General features: G+C 69.5%; 13 protein-coding genes. 10 read left to right on the top strand and 3 right to left on the bottom strand.

The annotated features are described in order from the left end of the window. Positions 1-37: 37 nt before the first annotated feature. The 3 genes from dnaK (at position 38) to QSG27_RS03035 (ending at position 4,835) form a co-directional block, all read left to right on the top strand. On the top strand, positions 38-2,107 hold the full coding sequence (gene dnaK / locus QSG27_RS03025; protein WP_306703669.1) for a molecular chaperone DnaK: 2,070 nt from the start codon (positions 38-40) through the stop codon (positions 2,105-2,107). Between the two features lie 161 nt (positions 2,108-2,268). Continuing rightward, positions 2,269-3,414, top strand: a complete 1,146-nt coding sequence (dnaJ, locus tag QSG27_RS03030) for a molecular chaperone DnaJ (protein WP_306703670.1) — start codon at positions 2,269-2,271, stop codon at positions 3,412-3,414. Positions 3,415-3,707: 293 nt separating this feature from the next. Next, positions 3,708-4,835 carry a GGDEF domain-containing protein gene (locus QSG27_RS03035; RefSeq protein ID WP_306703671.1) on the top strand — a complete coding sequence of 376 codons (1,128 nt, stop codon included), beginning with the start codon at positions 3,708-3,710 and terminating at the stop codon, positions 4,833-4,835. A 41-nt stretch (positions 4,836-4,876) separates the two neighbouring features. Here the strand turns inward: QSG27_RS03035 and QSG27_RS03040 are convergent, their stop codons facing one another. Further along, a complete protein-coding gene (locus QSG27_RS03040; protein WP_306703672.1) occupies positions 4,877-7,402 on the bottom strand; it encodes an ABC transporter permease in 2,526 nt (841 codons plus the stop codon). A 65-nt stretch (positions 7,403-7,467) separates the two neighbouring features. Beyond that, positions 7,468-8,202 (bottom strand): ABC transporter ATP-binding protein, encoded by a 735-nt coding sequence (locus tag QSG27_RS03045; protein WP_306703673.1) that lies wholly within the window; start codon positions 8,200-8,202, stop codon positions 7,468-7,470. 4 nt (positions 8,203-8,206) lie between these two features. On the opposite strand from QSG27_RS03045, the gene QSG27_RS03050 reads away from it, so the two are divergent. The 4 genes from QSG27_RS03050 to thpR are packed head-to-tail and all read left to right on the top strand — an operon-like array spanning position 8,207 to position 11,710. After that, positions 8,207-8,920 (top strand): arylesterase, encoded by a 714-nt coding sequence (locus tag QSG27_RS03050; protein WP_306703674.1) that lies wholly within the window; start codon positions 8,207-8,209, stop codon positions 8,918-8,920. A 6-nt stretch (positions 8,921-8,926) separates the two neighbouring features. Further along, positions 8,927-10,102: an FIST signal transduction protein gene (locus tag QSG27_RS03055; RefSeq protein ID WP_306703675.1), complete on the top strand. Its 1,176-nt coding sequence runs from the start codon at positions 8,927-8,929 to the stop codon at positions 10,100-10,102. Positions 10,103-10,114: 12 nt separating this feature from the next. Next, positions 10,115-11,158 (top strand): NADP(H)-dependent aldo-keto reductase, encoded by a 1,044-nt coding sequence (locus QSG27_RS03060; RefSeq protein WP_306703676.1) that lies wholly within the window; start codon positions 10,115-10,117, stop codon positions 11,156-11,158. A 15-nt stretch (positions 11,159-11,173) separates the two neighbouring features. Further along, complete coding sequence (gene thpR / locus QSG27_RS03065; protein ID WP_306703677.1) at positions 11,174-11,710, top strand: RNA 2',3'-cyclic phosphodiesterase; 537 nt, start codon at positions 11,174-11,176, stop codon at positions 11,708-11,710. A gap of 35 nt (positions 11,711-11,745) precedes the next feature. Here the strand turns inward: thpR and QSG27_RS03070 are convergent, their stop codons facing one another. Next, complete coding sequence (locus tag QSG27_RS03070) at positions 11,746-12,996, bottom strand: UbiH/UbiF/VisC/COQ6 family ubiquinone biosynthesis hydroxylase (RefSeq protein WP_306703678.1); 1,251 nt, start codon at positions 12,994-12,996, stop codon at positions 11,746-11,748. A 318-nt stretch (positions 12,997-13,314) separates the two neighbouring features. On the opposite strand from QSG27_RS03070, the gene glnK reads away from it, so the two are divergent. The 3 genes from glnK to QSG27_RS03085 all read left to right on the top strand — a co-directional run. Then, positions 13,315-13,653: a P-II family nitrogen regulator gene (gene glnK / locus QSG27_RS03075; RefSeq protein WP_035670687.1), complete on the top strand. Its 339-nt coding sequence runs from the start codon at positions 13,315-13,317 to the stop codon at positions 13,651-13,653. A 324-nt stretch (positions 13,654-13,977) separates the two neighbouring features. Next, positions 13,978-15,210, top strand: coding sequence for an aminotransferase class I/II-fold pyridoxal phosphate-dependent enzyme (locus tag QSG27_RS03080; RefSeq protein WP_306703679.1), 1,233 nt, complete (start codon positions 13,978-13,980; stop codon positions 15,208-15,210). Positions 15,211-15,291: 81 nt separating this feature from the next. Next, positions 15,292-16,030 (top strand): DNA translocase FtsK 4TM domain-containing protein (locus QSG27_RS03085; protein ID WP_306703680.1); only part of this gene is annotated, 739 nt, incomplete at its 3' end.

Here is a 16,030-nt window from a genome sequence, read left to right on the forward strand (position 1 = left end):
GTGCGCGTCACCTTTCGGCCTTTTGACGGTTGGCTGCATGACCAGGGCGTTGCAGCCCGAAACGCACCTGCCTATATCTCCGGCGACAGACGTGATCCCACCCAACCGTTCCACCGACCCCAAGGGGATCGCGGCGGTGCCGGACCATACGGGCCGCCACGCATCTGCCGAACAACAGAGGCTGAACATGAGCAAAGTCATTGGCATCGACCTCGGCACCACGAACTCCTGCGTGGCTGTCATGGAAGGCTCCAGCGCCAAGGTGATCGAAAACGCCGAAGGCACGCGGACCACGCCCTCCATGGTCGCCTTCGCGCAGAACGCGGAGCGTCTGGTCGGCCAGCCGGCCAAGCGTCAGGCGGTGACCAACCCGGAGAACACCCTCTTCGCGATCAAGCGTCTGATCGGCCGCCGCTACGACGATCCGCTGACCAAGAAGGACCAGGGCCTCGTTCCCTACAAGATCATCTCCGGCGACAACGGCGACGCCTGGGTGGAAGCCGTCGGCAAGAAGTACAGCCCGTCGCAGATCAGCGCCTTCATCCTGCAGAAGATGAAGGAGACGGCGGAGAACTATCTGGGCGAGAAGGTGACCCAGGCGGTCATCACCGTCCCCGCCTACTTCAACGACAGCCAGCGCCAGGCGACCAAGGACGCCGGCAAGATCGCCGGCCTTGAGGTGCTGCGCATCATCAACGAGCCGACGGCGGCCGCGCTCGCCTACGGCATGGAGAAGAAGGGCGCCGGCACCATCGCCGTGTACGACCTGGGCGGCGGCACCTTCGACGTCTCCGTGCTGGAGATCGGCGACGGCGTGTTCGAGGTGAAGTCGACCAACGGCGACACCTTCCTCGGCGGTGAGGACTTCGACGCCCGCATCATCGACTACCTCGCCGACGAGTTCCAGAAGGAGCAGGGCATCGACCTGCGCAAGGACCGTCTGGCCCTGCAGCGCCTGAAGGAAGCCGCGGAGAAGGCGAAGATCGAGCTGTCCTCGGCCATGCAGACCGAGGTCAATCTGCCCTTCATCACCGCCGACCAGTCCGGCCCGAAGCACCTGAACGTCAAGCTGACCCGCGCCAAGCTGGAAGCCCTGGTGGACGAGCTGGTCCAGCGCACGATCGAGCCCTGCAAGGCCGCGCTCCGCGACGCCGGCCTGAAGGCCAACGAGATCGACGAGGTGATCCTGGTCGGCGGCATGACCCGCATGCCCAAGGTCATCGAGGCGGTGAAGCAGTTCTTCGGGCGTGAACCGCACCGCGGCGTGAACCCGGACGAGGTGGTCGCCATCGGCGCCGCCATCCAGGGCGGCGTGCTGAAGGGCGAGGTCAAGGACGTCCTGCTGCTCGACGTGACCCCGCTGTCGCTGGGCATCGAGACGCTGGGCGGCGTGTTCACCCGCCTGATCGACCGCAACACCACGATCCCGACCAAGAAGTCCCAGACCTTCTCGACCGCCGAGGACAACCAGAACGCGGTGACCATCCGCGTCTTCCAGGGCGAGCGCGAGATGGCCGCGGACAACAAGCTGCTCGGCCAGTTCGACCTCGTCGGCATCCCGCCGGCCCCGCGCGGCGTGCCGCAGGTCGAGGTGACCTTCGACATCGATGCCAACGGCATCGTCAGCGTCACGGCGAAGGACAAGGCCACCGGCAAGGAGCAGCAGATCCGCATCCAGGCGTCGGGCGGCCTGTCGGACGCCGACATCAACAAGATGGTGAAGGACGCCGAGGCCCACGCCGCCGACGACAAGAAGCGGCGCGAGCTGGTGGACGCCCGCAACCACGCGGACGCGCTGATCCACACGACCGAGCGGACGATCAAGGAGAACGGCGACAAGATCCCCGCCGCCGACAAGACCGCCGCGGAGGCCGCCGTCGCCGAGCTGAAGGCCGTGCTGGGCGGTGACGACCTGGAGGCCGTGAAGGCGAAGACCGAAGCGCTGGCCCAGGTGTCGATGAAGCTGGGCGAGGCCATGTACAAGGCCGGCCAGGGCGAGGCCCCCGGCGCCGGTGCCGCCGGTGCGGCGGGCGCCGCCCCGAACGAGCCGGGCGTGGTCGATGCCGACTTCGAGGAAGTCGACGACGACAAGAAGAAGTCGGCGTAAGCGTTCGGAACCGGAGGCAATCGTTGGGCAGCCGCCCGTTGCCTCCGGTGTCACAGCCGGGAGAACCCGGCGCCATGCAGTATCGTCCGGCCCGTCATCCTTCCTGCGGTGGCGGGCCGGAGATATGCTTGGTCTATTGTATGTGAAGGCGGTCGGGGCCCATGGCGAAACAGGACTATTACGAGCTGCTCGGGGTGGCGAAGGGCGCCAGCGCGGACGAGATCAAAAAAGCGTACCGCAAGATGGCGATGCAGTATCACCCGGACCGCAACCAGGGTGACAAGGACGCCGAGCACAAGTTCAAGGAAATCAGCGAAGCCTACGAGGTTCTGAAGGACGAGCAGAAGCGCGCGGCCTACGACCGCTTCGGCCACGGTGCCTTCGAGAACGGGCGCGGCGGGGCCGGCGGCGGCTTCGGCGGCTTCGATTTCGGCGGCGGCGGCGGATTCGCCGACATCTTCGACGAGATGTTCGGGGAATTCATGGGCGGGCGCCGTGGTGGCGGCGGCGGCGCGTCGGGCCGCGGCCAGGACCTGCGCTACAATCTGGAGATCGGGCTGGAGGAAGCCTTCAAGGGCACCACGGCCAACGTCCGCGTCCCAAGCACCGTCGCCTGCGACGGCTGCAACGGCTCCGGCGCGGCGGCGGGGACCCAGCCGGTCACCTGCCCGACCTGCCAGGGCCACGGCAAGGTGCGCGCCCAGCAGGGCTTCTTCACCATCGAACGCACCTGCCCGGCCTGCCACGGCCAGGGCCGCGTCATCAAGGACCCCTGCAAAAGCTGCGGCGGCGCCGGGCGCCTGCGCAAGGAGAAGACCCTTCAGGTCAACATCCCCGCGGGCGTGGAGGACGGCACCCGCATCCGTCTGGCCGGCGAGGGCGAGGCGGGCTTGCGCGGCGCGCCGCCGGGCGACCTCTACATCTTCCTGGCCATCGCGCCGCACCCGATCTTCCAGCGCGATAGCGCCAACATCCACTGCCGGGTGCCGATCCCCATGACCACCGCGGCGCTGGGCGGCACGGTGGAGGTGCCGACCATCGAGGGCAGCCGCACCAAGGTGACGGTCCCGCCCGGCACCCAGTCCGGCCACCAGTTCCGCATCAAGGGCAAGGGCATGTCGGTGCTGCGCAGCCAGCAGCGCGGCGACATGTACATCCAGGCCGTCGTCGAGACTCCGGTCAACCTCACCAAGAAGCAGCAGGAGCTTCTGCGCGAGTTCGACAACGCCGGCAAGGAAGGCTCCCACCCGCAGTCCGAAGGCTTCTTCGCCAAGGTGAAGGAACTTTGGGAGGACCTGAAGGACTGAGCGTTTTCCATCCGCTTTGACCGCAGGAAGAAGGCCCGGCCCGCCGCCGGGCCTTTTTTCATGTGTCCCGCGTGCTTTTGCCCCAGTGGTATGACCAATCCGGCGTTGACAGGGACGGATTGCGGGAAGAATGTCCCTACAATTCGCATGCAAATGCGCAGGCGCCACAGGCCGCGCCACATACGCACGTATCCTTGGAAATCACAGCAAATGCCGTTGCCGATGGGGGGCATCGCGTGTATCAACAAGCGCTTAACCTCCTCAGGCAGTTCGCGGAGAGGGCATTCCAGGCGGTGAGCGGCGATCTCTCCTTCGAGCAACTGCGCGACCTGATGCATCCGGGTGGACACACCCCGATCATCCAGCGTCGCCGGGCCGTGCTGATCCATTCCCGCGTCCGGATGGTCGCGGCGGTCTTCGCCGTGCTGACGCCGCTGTGGATCGTCATCGACGTCTTCATCTTCCCCTGGCCGCTGTGGGGCTATCTGGCCGGGCTGCGTTTGGTCTCCAGCTTCGCCTTCGGCGCGCTGGCGCTGGGCTACCGGATCTGCGACGACATGGGCAGCGCGTGGCGCGGGCTGGCCCTGCTGCTGGCGGTGCCCACGATCTTCTTCCTCGCCTCTCACCCCATGCTGAACGAGGACATGATCGCGGGAAGCGCGCTCGCGGTGGCCGCCGGCTACGCCTTCCTGCCCTTCGTGATGGTGGCGGGGCTCAGCGTCTTCCCGCTGACCGCGATGGAGGGGCTGGCCTTCGCGACGCCGATGCTGCTGGCCCATATGCTGGCCGGCGTCTACGGCTCGCTGGTCTTCCCCTTCCCCTCCTATCTGGGCGCCCTGTGGCTGCTGGTGCTCATCATGGTGGTGGCGACGCTGGCGGCGATGAGCCAGTTGCACTTCATGATGGCCCTGGTCGATCAGGCGTCGCACGACGGGCTGACCGGCGCCTTCTCCCGCCGCATCGGCGAGGAGCTGCTGCGGCTCCAGTTCGCGCACGCCCAGCGGTCGGAGCACCCGCTGGCCGTGGTCTTCTTTGATCTGGACAATTTCAAGTCGATCAACGACCGCTTCGGCCACGACCAGGGCGACAAGCAGTTGGGGCGGGCGGCGGAGGCCATCCGCGCCATGCTGCGCCAGTCCGACGTGCTGGTGCGCTGGGGCGGGGAGGAGTTCGTGGTCATCATGCCCAACACCCCCCGCGAGGGCGCCCTGACCGCGGTGGAGCGGCTGCACGAGCGGGGGTTCGGCAAGCGCCCGGACGGGATTCCCCAGACCGCCAGCATCGGCGTGGCCGAATACATCCACGACCGCCCGGCGGACTGGGAAAAGCTGGTCGATCTGGCCGACCAGCGCATGTACGCCGCCAAGCAGACCGGCAAGAACCGGATCGTCGCCGACGACCGCGTCCCCGAACCGGCCTGACGCCGGTTCCCTTTCCCAGTCGTTGCCCTCAGTCGTTGCCCTCAGTCGTTGCGCAGCAGCGGGGCGGAGGGCTGGCCGAGCGCCCGCCACGTCCCCAGGAAGCCGAAGGCCAGCGTGATGGCGGTGCTGAGCAGGGCGGTGGTCAGCACAGCGGACGGCAGGAAGGTCCAGTCCCAGCGCATCAGGAAGGTCATCACCGCCCAGGCCGTGACGGTGCCGATGACCCCGGCGATGGCCGCGGTCAGGATGCCGAGAAGCCCGTATTCCAGCAGGAACGCCTTCAGCACGTCGGCCCGCGTGGCGCCCAGCACCTTCAGCACCACCGCGTCGTAGACCCGGCGGCGGTGCCCGGCGGCGACGGCGCCGGCCAGCACCAGCGTGCCGGCGGCCAGCGTGATGCCCGCGGTGATGCGCACCGCCGTGCCGATGTGGCCCAGCATGGTGCCCACCGTGTCCAGCGCGTCCTTCACCCGCACCAGCGTCACGTTGGGGAAGCGTTGCAGGACGGAGCGCTGCACCTCCGGCTCCGCCGCCGGGGTGCTGCGGATGGTGGCGATCCAGGTCTGCGGCGCGCGCTCCAGCGTGCCGGGCGCGAAGACCAGGGCGAAGTTGATGGCCAGCGTCGAGAAGTCGGCGGCGCGCACGTTGGCGACCTTCGCCTCGATGGTGCGGCCCAGGATGTTGACGCCCATGACCGCGCCGGGACCGATGCCGAAGGCGCTCGCCACATTCTGGTGGATGGAGATCAGCGGCGCGCCCTTGTAATCCTCCGGCCACCAGGAGCCGGCGACGATCTCCGAATGCTCGGGCAGTTTGGCGGAATAGGTCACCCCGCGGTCGCCGGACAGCACCCAGGACTGCTCGGGGTTGATCAGCGCCTTCTCCGCCGGCTGGCCGTCCACCGTCTCGATCCGCCCGCGCAAGCTGGGCACCGCCTCGAACCCGCTGGTGCCGGGCAGGGCGGTGACCATCCGCTTCAGCGGCTCGAACTGGTCGGGCTGGATGTCCACGAAGAAGAAGCTGGGCGCGTCCTTGGGGATCGTCTCGTTGACCCGGCGGGAGAAGTTGCCCTCGATCAGCGCGATGGCGACCAGCACCGTCAGGCCGAGGCCGAGCGACAGCACCACCGCCCCGGTCGGGTTGCCGGGCCGGTGCAGGTTGGCGAGCGCCAGCCGCAGCCCCGGACGGCGCGGGCGTCCCGCCGCCGCGGCCCCGCGCACCACCAGCCAGGCCGCCATGCGGAAGGCGATGAAGGTGGCGATGGAGCCGCCGACGAACCAGGCGGCGAACATCTTGTTGTGGGCGGTGGCGACGGCCAGCCCGGCCAGCGCGGCGACGGTCAGCGCCATCGCCCCCAGATAGACCGCCCGCGGGCGTCCCCCGGCGGGCGCCACCACGTCGCGGAACTGCGCCGCCGCCGGCACCTCCCGCGCGCGGCCCAGCGGCCACAGCGAGAAGGTCAGGGCGGTCAGCAGCCCGTAGAGCGCGGCCAGGGCCAGCGCGCCCGGATAGACGCCGATCCGGACGGGGACCGGCAGCACCGAATCGAGCAGCGACCCCAGCCCCAGCGGCGCCAGCGCGCCCAGCAGCAGCCCCAGCAGGATGCCCAGCCCCGACAGCGCCAGGATTTGCAGCAGATAGACCTTGAAGACCAGATCCCCCGGCGCGCCCAGGCATTTCAGCGTGGCGATGGTGCGGGCGCGCGAATCGAGATGGCTGCGCACCGCGTTGCCCACCCCGACCCCGCCGACCAGCAGGGCGGTCAGCCCGACCAGCGTCAGGAACAGGGTCATGCGGTCGATGAAGCGCTCGATCTGCGGGGAGGCGTTGGTGAAGTCGCGGACCCGCCAGCCGGCATCGGGGAAGCGCTCGCGCAGCCGGTCCTGCCACGCCGCCACGTCGGTGCCCGGCGGCAGGGCCAGCTTGGCGGTCCAATAGACGATGCTGCCGGGCTGGAGCAGGCCGGTGCCCTCCAGCGCCGGCAGGCCGACCATCACCCGCGGCCCCAGCGAGAAGGCGCCGTTGGAGGCGCGGTCCGGCTCCCGCGTCAGGACGCCGCGGACGGCGAATTCGCCTTCGCCCAGCCGCAGCGTGTCGCCGGTCTTCAGCCCCAGCCGGTCGAGCAGCCCGTCCTCGACCAGCGCGCCCCAGCGCCCGTCGCGGTTGGCGAGCGCCGTGTGCAGGTCGCCCTCCGGCGTCAGGGCCACCGTGCCGTAGAGCGGGTAGACGCCGTCCACCGCCTTCAGCTCCACCAGCGTGGACCGCTGGTCGTCGGCGGAGCGGGCCATGGCGCGCATCTCCACCGACTGCGACAGGCGCCCGGCCTGCTCCAGATAGACGCGCTGTCCGTCGGTTGGGGGTGTGTAGATCTGCCGCAGCGCGACATCGCCGCCCAGGATGGCCCGCCCGTCCGCCTGCAGACCCGACAGGACGCCGCCGGACACGGAATTGACCGCCGCGATGGCGGCAACGCCCAAAGTCAGACAGGCAAGGAAGATGCGGAACCCCTTCAGCCCTCCGCGCAGCTCGCGGCGGGCCAGACGGAAGGCAAGGGCGAGGTCGGTCATGGGTGCGTCCGGCGGGGTGTGTGGGGGGTGTGGGTGGGGTGTGGTCGTGTCGGGCCCCCGAACGCTCAATCCCCCGCCACGCGGACGCGCTGGGCGCGGGCGGCGAGGCCGTCGTCCACGATGCGCCCGTCCATCAGCCTCACGGTCCGGTCGCAGCGGTCGGCCAGGGACGGGTCGTGGGTGATCAGAACCAGCGTCGTGCCGCGCCGCTCGGCGAGGTCGAACAGCAGCTCCACGATGGTGGCGCCGGTGCCGATGTCCAGGTTGCCGGTCGGCTCGTCGGCCAGAAGCAGCGAGGGCTCCGCGACGAAAGCGCGCGCCAGCGCGACGCGCTGCTGCTCGCCGCCGGACAGCTGGCCCGGATAATGGCTCAGCCGGTGGCCCAGCCCGACCGCCTCCAGCCCGTCCCGCGCGCGGTCGAAGGCGTCGGCGGCCCCGGCGAATTCCAGGGGGATGGCCACGTTCTCCAGCGCCGTCATCGTCGGCACGAGGTGGAAAGCCTGGAAGACGATCCCCACATGGTCGCGGCGGAAGCGCGCAAGCCCGTCTTCGTCCAGCCGTCCCAGATCCTGTCCGGCGACGCGCACGGCCCCGCCCGTCGGGCGTTCCAGACCGGCCATGACCATCATCATGGTCGATTTGCCGGAGCCCGAAGGGCCGACCACGCCGACCCGTTCGCCGGGCTGGATGCGGAGACTCAAGCCTCTCAGGATGTTGACGGGTCCGGCCGCGCTGTCCAATCTCAGATGCACCTCGTCGAGATCGACGATGGCAGAGGCAACGGAATCGGGTCGGGACATTGGCATGCGTCTCTGGAACGGGCGGGAAAACCTTTCGCCATATGGCATGGTGCGCCGCCATTTCAACATGGCCCTCGTCAGGACGGGGCTGGCCGCCCTCGCCGCCCTTGCGGGTGTGGGCGTGACGGCGCCTGCCCTTGCGGAGAAGGGGCCTTTCACCCTGCTCGCGCTCGGCGACAGCCTGACCGCCGGCTACGGCCTGCCCGAAGCGCAGTCCTTCACCGTTCAGTTGCAGTCCGCGCTGCGGGCGAAGGGCTACGGCGTGACCGTCGTCAACGCCGGCGTGTCGGGCGACACCACGGCGGGCGGGTTGTCGCGGCTCGACTGGGCGCTGGCCGACCGGCCGGACGCCGTGCTGGTGGAACTGGGGGCGAACGACATGCTGCGCGGGCTTGATCCCGCCGCGGCGCGCGCCAACCTGGACGCCATCCTGAAGCGGCTGACCGGCGAGAAGCTGCCCGTACTCCTCGCCGGGATGTACGCATCGCCCAGCCTGGGGCGCGCGTACAGCGAACGCTTCAACGCCATCTACCCGGATCTGGCCGGCACGTACAACGTACAGCTCTATCCGTTCTTTCTGGACGGCGTGGCGGCGGACGCCGCGCTGAACCAGCCGGACGGCATCCACCCCAACGCGGCCGGCGTGAAGGTGATCGTGGAGCGCATCGCGCCCCACGTCGCCCGCCTTCTGGACGGCATCGCCAAGAACGGAGGCTGAAGACCCATGGCGACCCTGGCCGGCAACACCGCCACCACCGACACCTGTTTCAAGGCCGCCTCGGCCACCGGCACCGAATGGGGCGCCGTCGTAAAGTCCTGCCTGGACGAGCTCGGGGCCGTGGAGGGCTGCAACCTCGGCTTCCTCTACATCACCGACGCGCTGGCCGAGCACGCGACCAGCATGGTCACGCTGCTGCGCGGCGTCACCGGCATCCGCGACTGGGTGGGCACCGTCGGCATCGGCGTCTGCGCCAACGACGAGGAAATCTTCGACAAGCCGGGCATCGCCGTGATGGTGGCCCGCCTGCCGCCGGACGGCTTCCGCCCGTTCCCGGTGGTGTCGGGCGACATGGAGCCGCTGCGCCGCATGGCCGGCGGCTGGCTGGACAAGCACGGCGCCATGCTGGCGCTCGCCCACGCCGACCCGCGCCACCAGGATCTGGCGGGGCTGGTCGTTTCGCTGGCGGAATCGACGGGGGCTTTCCTGGTCGGCGGCCTGTCGGCCTCGCGCTCGGAGTTCCCGCAATTCACCATCCCCGGCAACACCGCCACCATGACCGGCGGGCCGGTGGCGGACGGCGGGGTGTCCGGCGTGCTGTTCGCCCCGCAGGTTCCGGTCGCCACCGGCCTCAGCCAGGGCTGCACGCCCATCGGCCCGGTGCGCACCATCACCGCGGCGGAGGACAACGTCGTCCTGGAGATCGACGGGCGCCCCGCGCTGGAGGTCTTCAAGGAGGACATCGGCGAGCTGCTGGCCCGCGACCTGAAGCGGGTGTCCGGCTACATCTTCGCCGGCCTGCCCATCGCCGGGACCGACACGGCGGACTATCTGGTCCGCGACCTGATCGCCATCGACCCGCGCGCCGGCTGGATCGCCGTCGCCCACCATGTGCAGAGCGGCCAGCCCATCCTGTTCACCCGCCGCGACCAGCAGAGCGCCGAAGCCGACATGCGCCGCATGCTGGCGAACCTGAAGAAGCGCGTGAAGACCACCCCGAAGGGCGCCATCTATGTCAGTTGCATCGCCCGCGGCCCCAGCCTGTTCGGCGAAGGCAGCCAGGAGCTGGCGCTGATCCGCGAGACCTTCGGCGACATCCCGCTGGCCGGTTTCTTCGCCAGCGGCGAGATTTCCAACGCACGCCTGTACGGATACACGGGCGTGCTCACCTTGTTTCTTTGAGGGTCATATCCAATGCAATACCGTCCGCTCGGCCGCACCGGCCTTTCGGTCAGCGCCATCGGCCTCGGCACCATGACCTGGGGCCGCCAGAACACCGAGGCCGAAGGCCACGCCCAGATGGATTACGCGCTCGGCGAGGGTGTGAATTTCTGGGACACCGCGGAGATGTACGCGATCCCCCCGACCGCCGACACGTACGGACGTACGGAGGAGGTCATCGGCACCTGGTTCAAGGCGACCGGCAAGCGCGACCAGGTGATCCTGGCGTCCAAGGTCATCGGCTTCGCCGACGGCGGCTTCCCCTGGGTGCGCAACGGTCAGGCGCGGCTGGACCGCACCAACATCTTCGCGGCGGTCGAGGCCAGCCTGCGCCGGCTGCAGACCGACTACATCGACCTGTACCAGCTCCATTGGCCCGACCGCCCCACCAACCGCTTCGGCGCGCGCAACTACGTCCACCGGCCCGAGAAGGACGGCACCCCCATCGAGGAGACGCTGTCCGTCCTGGATGACCTGGTGAAGTCCGGCAAGGTCCGCCATGTCGGCCTGTCCAACGAGACGCCCTGGGGCGTGATGCAGTTCCTGAAGCTGGCGGAGAACAAGGGCCTGCCGCGCGTCGCCTCGATCCAGAACGCTTACAACCTGCTGAACCGGACCTTCGAGCAGGGGCTGTCGGAGGTGTCGATCCGCGAGGATGTGGGGCTTCTGGCCTACTCGCCGCTGGCCGCCGGCACCTTGTCGGGAAAGTATCTGGACGGCGCCATGCCCGCCGGCAGCCGCCGCTCCCTGGATCACCGCAAGTCGCGCTACGCCACCGTCAACGCCGACCTCGCCACCCGGGAGTATCTGGATGTCGCCCGGCGCCACGGCCTGTCGCCGACGCAGATGGCCATCGCCTTCACCCTGCAGCAGCCCTTCGTGACGTCTTCGCTGATCGGGGCCACCAACATGGAGGATCTGAAGTCCAACATCGCCGCGGTGAACGTCACGCTGTCGGACGAGGTATGGAACGACCTTGAGGCGGTGAACGCCCGCTACCCCGACCCCTGCCCGTAACCGGTTCGTAAGCCTATGATTCGTCTCTTCGTCGCGCTCGATTTTCCGGAGGATGTGCGCCAGCGGCTGGCGGGGCTGGGCGGCGGCGTGCCCGGCGCCCGCTGGACCGACGCGGACAACCTCCACCTGACGCTCCGCTTCATCGGGGAGGTGCCGGGGGATCAGGCGGCGGAGATCGACGAGGCGCTGGCGCAGATCGCGGCCCCGGCCTTCAATCTGGTTCTGGACGGCGTGGGCGTCTTCGGCAGCGGCCGGAGCGCCCGCGTCCTCTGGGCCGGCGTGGAGCGCAGCGAGGCCCTGTCGCACCTCCAGTCCAAGATCGAATCGGCGGTGGTCCGTTGCGGCCTGCCGGCGGAAGAGCGCAAATTCTCCCCCCACGTCACGCTCGCCCGGCTGAAGGACGCGCCGAAGGACCGGATCGGGCGCTTCGTCGAGGAGCGTGGGCTGTTCCGCGCCGGGCCGATCCGGATGGACCACTTCACGCTCTACCGCAGCCACCTGGGCAAGGGGGCCGCGGTGTACGAGGCGCTGTCGGAATACGGGCTGGGGTGAGCTAAGGTTCCGGATTCTTGTCGGGCAACAGGGCCTTACAGCGGCACGCCCTTGATCATCCGCGGCAGCTCGCCGACCACGCCCATCGCGTGCCGCATGAAGAAGCGCTTCAGCGGCGGCAGGCGGTTGACGACGGCCATGCCGACGTCGCGGGCCAGCTTGAGCGGCGGGATGTTGTTGGAGAACAGGTGCACCAGACCATCGCACACCGCGGCCAGCAGCACCGTGTCGAAGCGGCGCCAGCGTTGGAAGCGGGCCAGCACCTCCGGCGAGCCGACGTCCAGCCCCAGCCGGTGGGCGTCCACGATCACCTCGGCCAGCGCTGCCACGTCGCGCAGGCCCAGGTTCAGCCCCTGCCCGGCGATGGGGTGGATGGCGTGGGCCGCCTCGCCGATCAGGGCCACGCGCTCCGCGATGAAGCGCTCGGCCAGCAGCACCGACAGCGGCCAGGCGTCGCGCCGGGTCAGCAGCTCGATGTCGCCCAGATAGCCGCCGGACCGCCGGGTCAGCTCGTCGATGAACTGGTCCTCCGGCAGCTTCAGGTACATGTCCACCAGCGACCGCTTCTCGCTCCACACGATGGAGGAACGGTTCTCCGTCATCGGCAGCACGGCGAAGGGGCCGTTGGGCAGGAAATGCTCCACCGCCACGCCGTTGTGCGGCTCCGAATGGCGGATGGTGCAGATGATGGCGGTCTGGTCGTAAGCCCAGGTGCGCAGCTTGATGCCCGCGCTCTCCCGCGCCAGCGAGCGGCGCCCGTCGGCCCCGACGACCAGCCGCGCCTTGACCACCCGCCCGTCGGCCAGCGTCACCGTGGCGCCGCTGCGGTTGCGCTCGATCGACACCGCCTGGGCCGGGGCCAGATGGTGCAGGCCGGGCAGTTCCGCCGCGCGGGCGAACAGGGCGCGGCGCATATCCTTGTTGTCGAGAATCCAGCCGAAGGGCTGGTTCTTGCCGTCCCAGGTCAGGTCCTTGTGGTCGTAATGGACGAACAGGGGCGAGAACTGGTCGGCCACCCGGATGTCCAGGATCGGGCCGGCGTCGGGCTCCATGTGCTTCCACACGCCCGCCCCCTCCAGCACCTTCATCGAGGCGTAGGCGACCGCCGTGGTGCGGATGTCGAAGCCGTCCTCCGCGTGCCGGTCCGGGCTGTCGCGGTCGATGCAGACGACCGGAACGCCCGCGGTGGCCAGCGCCGCCGCCATGCTGAGCCCGGCCAGTCCGCCGCCCAACACGACGACTTCGGTCGTGATCTCCTGCGCTGCGGTGGTGCCCGATTCGGTCATGATGGCGCTGCCCTTCGATCAGTGTAGACGGGTACGAACAATCGTTCCGCTTCGTCCGGATGTCCAGAGGCGCTACGTCGCGGCACCCAGTCTGCGTAATTAATAGGCACATGCTGCCCAATCGAACGGCGAAACAGTCGGAAAAGACCGAAAAGGGCCGATTCTGCAACCGGCACGATTTTTGAAGACATTGATTTTTGCGGTCGAGGCGAACACGCTCGAGTCACGTTCGGAAAACCCGCCGGCAAGGCGGGATCGGCCGAGGGGGGACCGGGCGACCGCAAGGGCCCGCAAACACGCATACCAAGGGGAAGCCACATGAAACTGGTTATGGCCATCATCAAGCCGTTCAAGCTCGACGAAGTGCGCGAGGCGCTGACGTCGCTCGGGATTCAGGGCCTGACGGTGAGCGAGGTGAAGGGCTTCGGACGCCAGAAGGGTCAGACCGAGATCTACCGCGGCGCCGAGTATTCCGTGAGCTTCCTGCCCAAGGTGAAGGTCGAGGTCGCGGTGTCCGACGACCAGTACGAGCAGGTGGTCGAGGCGATCCAGAAGGCCGCCAACACCGGCCGCATCGGCGACGGCAAGATCTTCGTGCTGGACATCGCCCAGGCCGTGCGCATCCGCACCGGCGAGACCAACACCGAAGCTCTCTGAGACGGGCTGGACGAAGCGGACAGGGCGGGGCGTCACGGCCCGGCCCCTCCCGCCCGGGGGGAAGGCTCGTCCGCTTTTTCTTGCCGCGGGGCACCGATGATCTGCCCGGTGACTTGAGGCCGGGGACGCCAGTCTTTCCGCCGCGGCGCCAAGGCCGCCGGAACGGGCGGCGTTTGCTTTCCCTTGACCGGGCCTTGTCCGGTTTTGTGCCCTTGTGCCGGGACTCCACCGCCGGTAGGATCGTTTCCGTTTCGTATCGGGCCGTGCCCTTTTGGGCCGGCCCGGCCTTTTCGGGCCGTCCTCATGGAAAGGATCTTCGGCGGCATGTCGCTCCCGGACCTCGGCACCTTCGCTCTCGTCAACGACCGGCTCGACCGGCTGTCCGACTATCCCTTCACCCGGCTGGCCGCGCTGCTGTCCGGGGTGACGCCGCGCACCAACGCCGAGCCGATCATGATGTCGGTGGGCGAGCCGCAGCACCAGCCGCCGGCCATCATCGACGAGACGCTGCGCGCCAACGCCCATCTGTGGGGCAAATACCCGCCGGTCGGCGGCACGCCGGAGTTCCGCGAGGCGGTGGGCGGCTGGCTGGCCCGCCGTTACGCCCTGCCGGACGGGCTGTTCGACGCGGAGAAGTCGGTCCTGCCGGTGTCCGGCACGCGCGAGGCGCTGTTCCTGCTGGCCCTGCTGGCCGTGCCGCAGAGCAAGGCGGGCCGTCCGCCGGCGGTGCTGATGCCCAACCCCTTCTACGCGCCTTACGAGGGGGCGGCCCTGCTGGCCGGGGCGGAGCCGGTGTTCCTGCCCTCCACGCGCGAAACCGGCTTCCTGCCCGACCTCGACGCCCTGACGCCGGAGCTGCTGGAGCGCACGGCGCTGTTCTATCTCTGCACCCCGGCCAACCCGCAGGGGGCGGCGGCGGACGCCGCCTATCTGGAGCGGGCCATCGGGCTGGCGCGCCGCTACGGCTTCATCCTGGCGGTGGACGAGTGCTACGCCGAAATCTACCTGGACAAGCCGCCGGTCGGCGCGCTCCAGGTCGCGTCGGGGCTGGCCCACGAGGGGAAGCCCTGGGCCAACATCCTGGTCTTCCATTCCCTGTCCAAGCGGTCGAGCGCCGCCGGGCTGCGCTCCGGCTTCGTGGCCGGCGATCCGGAACTGATGTCCCGCTTCACCCGCCTGCGCAGCTATTCCAACGCCGGGATGCCGCTGCCGGTGCTGGCGGCCAGCGCCGCGCTGTGGCGGGACGAGGTGCATGTCGAGGAGAACCGCGCGCTCTACCGCGCCAAGTTCGACGCGGCGGAGGCGTCGCTGAAGGGGCGCTACGGCTATTACCGCCCGGACGGCGGCTTTTTCCTGTGGCTGGACGTCGGCGACGGCGAGGAGGCGACGCGCCGCCTGTGGGCGGAGGGCGGCATCCGCGTGCTGCCCGGCGCCTATCTGACCCGCAGCAACCCCGGCGAGGCGAATCCCGGCGCGCCCTTCATCCGCATCGCGCTGGTGAACGACGCCGAGACGGTCGGCCACGCCTGCGCCGCCATCGCCCGCATTCTGGGATAAGGGCCTTCGGCCATCCCATCGCCCCGGCCCGTTTTCCAAAGGCCGGGTCCGGTACAGCACGTTCCTGAGGACCTTCTGCCCATGGCACGACCCGCAAGTCCCCGCAGCGCAAGCGGCAAAAGCGCCGGAGGACGGCCCGAGAAGCCGCCCTTCTTCTCGCCCGCCACGCGCGCCTTCGTGGTGGCGCGGGCGCGCGAGCTGGCGGGCTTCGCGCTGGGCGTGGTCGGGCTGGTCCTGATGGTCATACTGGGCAGCTACAACCCGTCCGACCCTTCCTGGAACGCGGTGCCGGCGACCGGCGCCCATGTCCACAACCTGTTCGGCCGGTTCGGCGCCTATCTGGCCGACGTCCTGATCCAGTCGCTGGGCTGGGCGGCTTATCTGCTGGCTCTGGTCCCGATGATGTGGGGCTGGCGCCTCAGCCTCCAGAAGAGCGTCCGCCACCCGCTGTTCCGCAGCGTGCTGGCGGTGTGGGGCGTGCTGCTGGTGGCGATGTTCCTGGCCGGGATGGGCATGGGGGGCGAGGACCCGCTGAACGGCCACCCCGGCGGCAGCTTCGGCATCGTGCTGCTGGACGGCGTCAGCAAGCTGCTGTTCGGCGGCCCCGGCAACCCGGCGGTCGGCACGGTGGCGGGGGTGGCCGGCGGGTTGATCCTGTTCGTCGCCATGGGCCTGTCGATCCGCGAATGGGCGGCCAGCCTGCGCGAGACCGCCGCCGCCATCGCCCGCCTCGGGCGGGGGGCGCGGGCCAGCGTGTCGTTCGGCCGCGACAAGGGGGCCGAGGGCGCCCGCAACGCCGCCCGCCAGACCGGCGGGCTGC

It is taken from the genome of Azospirillum isscasi (assembly GCF_030849505.1).
Lineage (GTDB): Bacteria > Pseudomonadota > Alphaproteobacteria > Azospirillales > Azospirillaceae > Azospirillum > Azospirillum isscasi.

Bases quoted from the DNA above. Each gene is read 5' to 3' on its own strand.
- QSG27_RS03045 (WP_306703673.1), bottom strand. From the start codon at position 8,202: ATGTCCCGACCCGATTCCGTTGCCTCTGCCATCGTCGATCTCGACGAG.
- glnK (WP_035670687.1), top strand. From the start codon at position 13,315: ATGAAACTGGTTATGGCCATCATCAAGCCGTTCAAGCTCGACGAAGTG.
- QSG27_RS03080 (WP_306703679.1), top strand. From the start codon at position 13,978: ATGTCGCTCCCGGACCTCGGCACCTTCGCTCTCGTCAACGACCGGCTC.
- QSG27_RS03060 (WP_306703676.1), top strand. From the start codon at position 10,115: ATGCAATACCGTCCGCTCGGCCGCACCGGCCTTTCGGTCAGCGCCATC.
- QSG27_RS03040 (WP_306703672.1), bottom strand. From the start codon at position 7,402: ATGACCGACCTCGCCCTTGCCTTCCGTCTGGCCCGCCGCGAGCTGCGC.
- dnaJ (WP_306703670.1), top strand. From the start codon at position 2,269: ATGGCGAAACAGGACTATTACGAGCTGCTCGGGGTGGCGAAGGGCGCC.
- thpR (WP_306703677.1), top strand. From the start codon at position 11,174: ATGATTCGTCTCTTCGTCGCGCTCGATTTTCCGGAGGATGTGCGCCAG.
- dnaK (WP_306703669.1), top strand. From the start codon at position 38: ATGACCAGGGCGTTGCAGCCCGAAACGCACCTGCCTATATCTCCGGCG.
- QSG27_RS03055 (WP_306703675.1), top strand. From the start codon at position 8,927: ATGGCGACCCTGGCCGGCAACACCGCCACCACCGACACCTGTTTCAAG.
- QSG27_RS03050 (WP_306703674.1), top strand. From the start codon at position 8,207: ATGCGTCTCTGGAACGGGCGGGAAAACCTTTCGCCATATGGCATGGTG.
- QSG27_RS03070 (WP_306703678.1), bottom strand. From the start codon at position 12,996: ATGACCGAATCGGGCACCACCGCAGCGCAGGAGATCACGACCGAAGTC.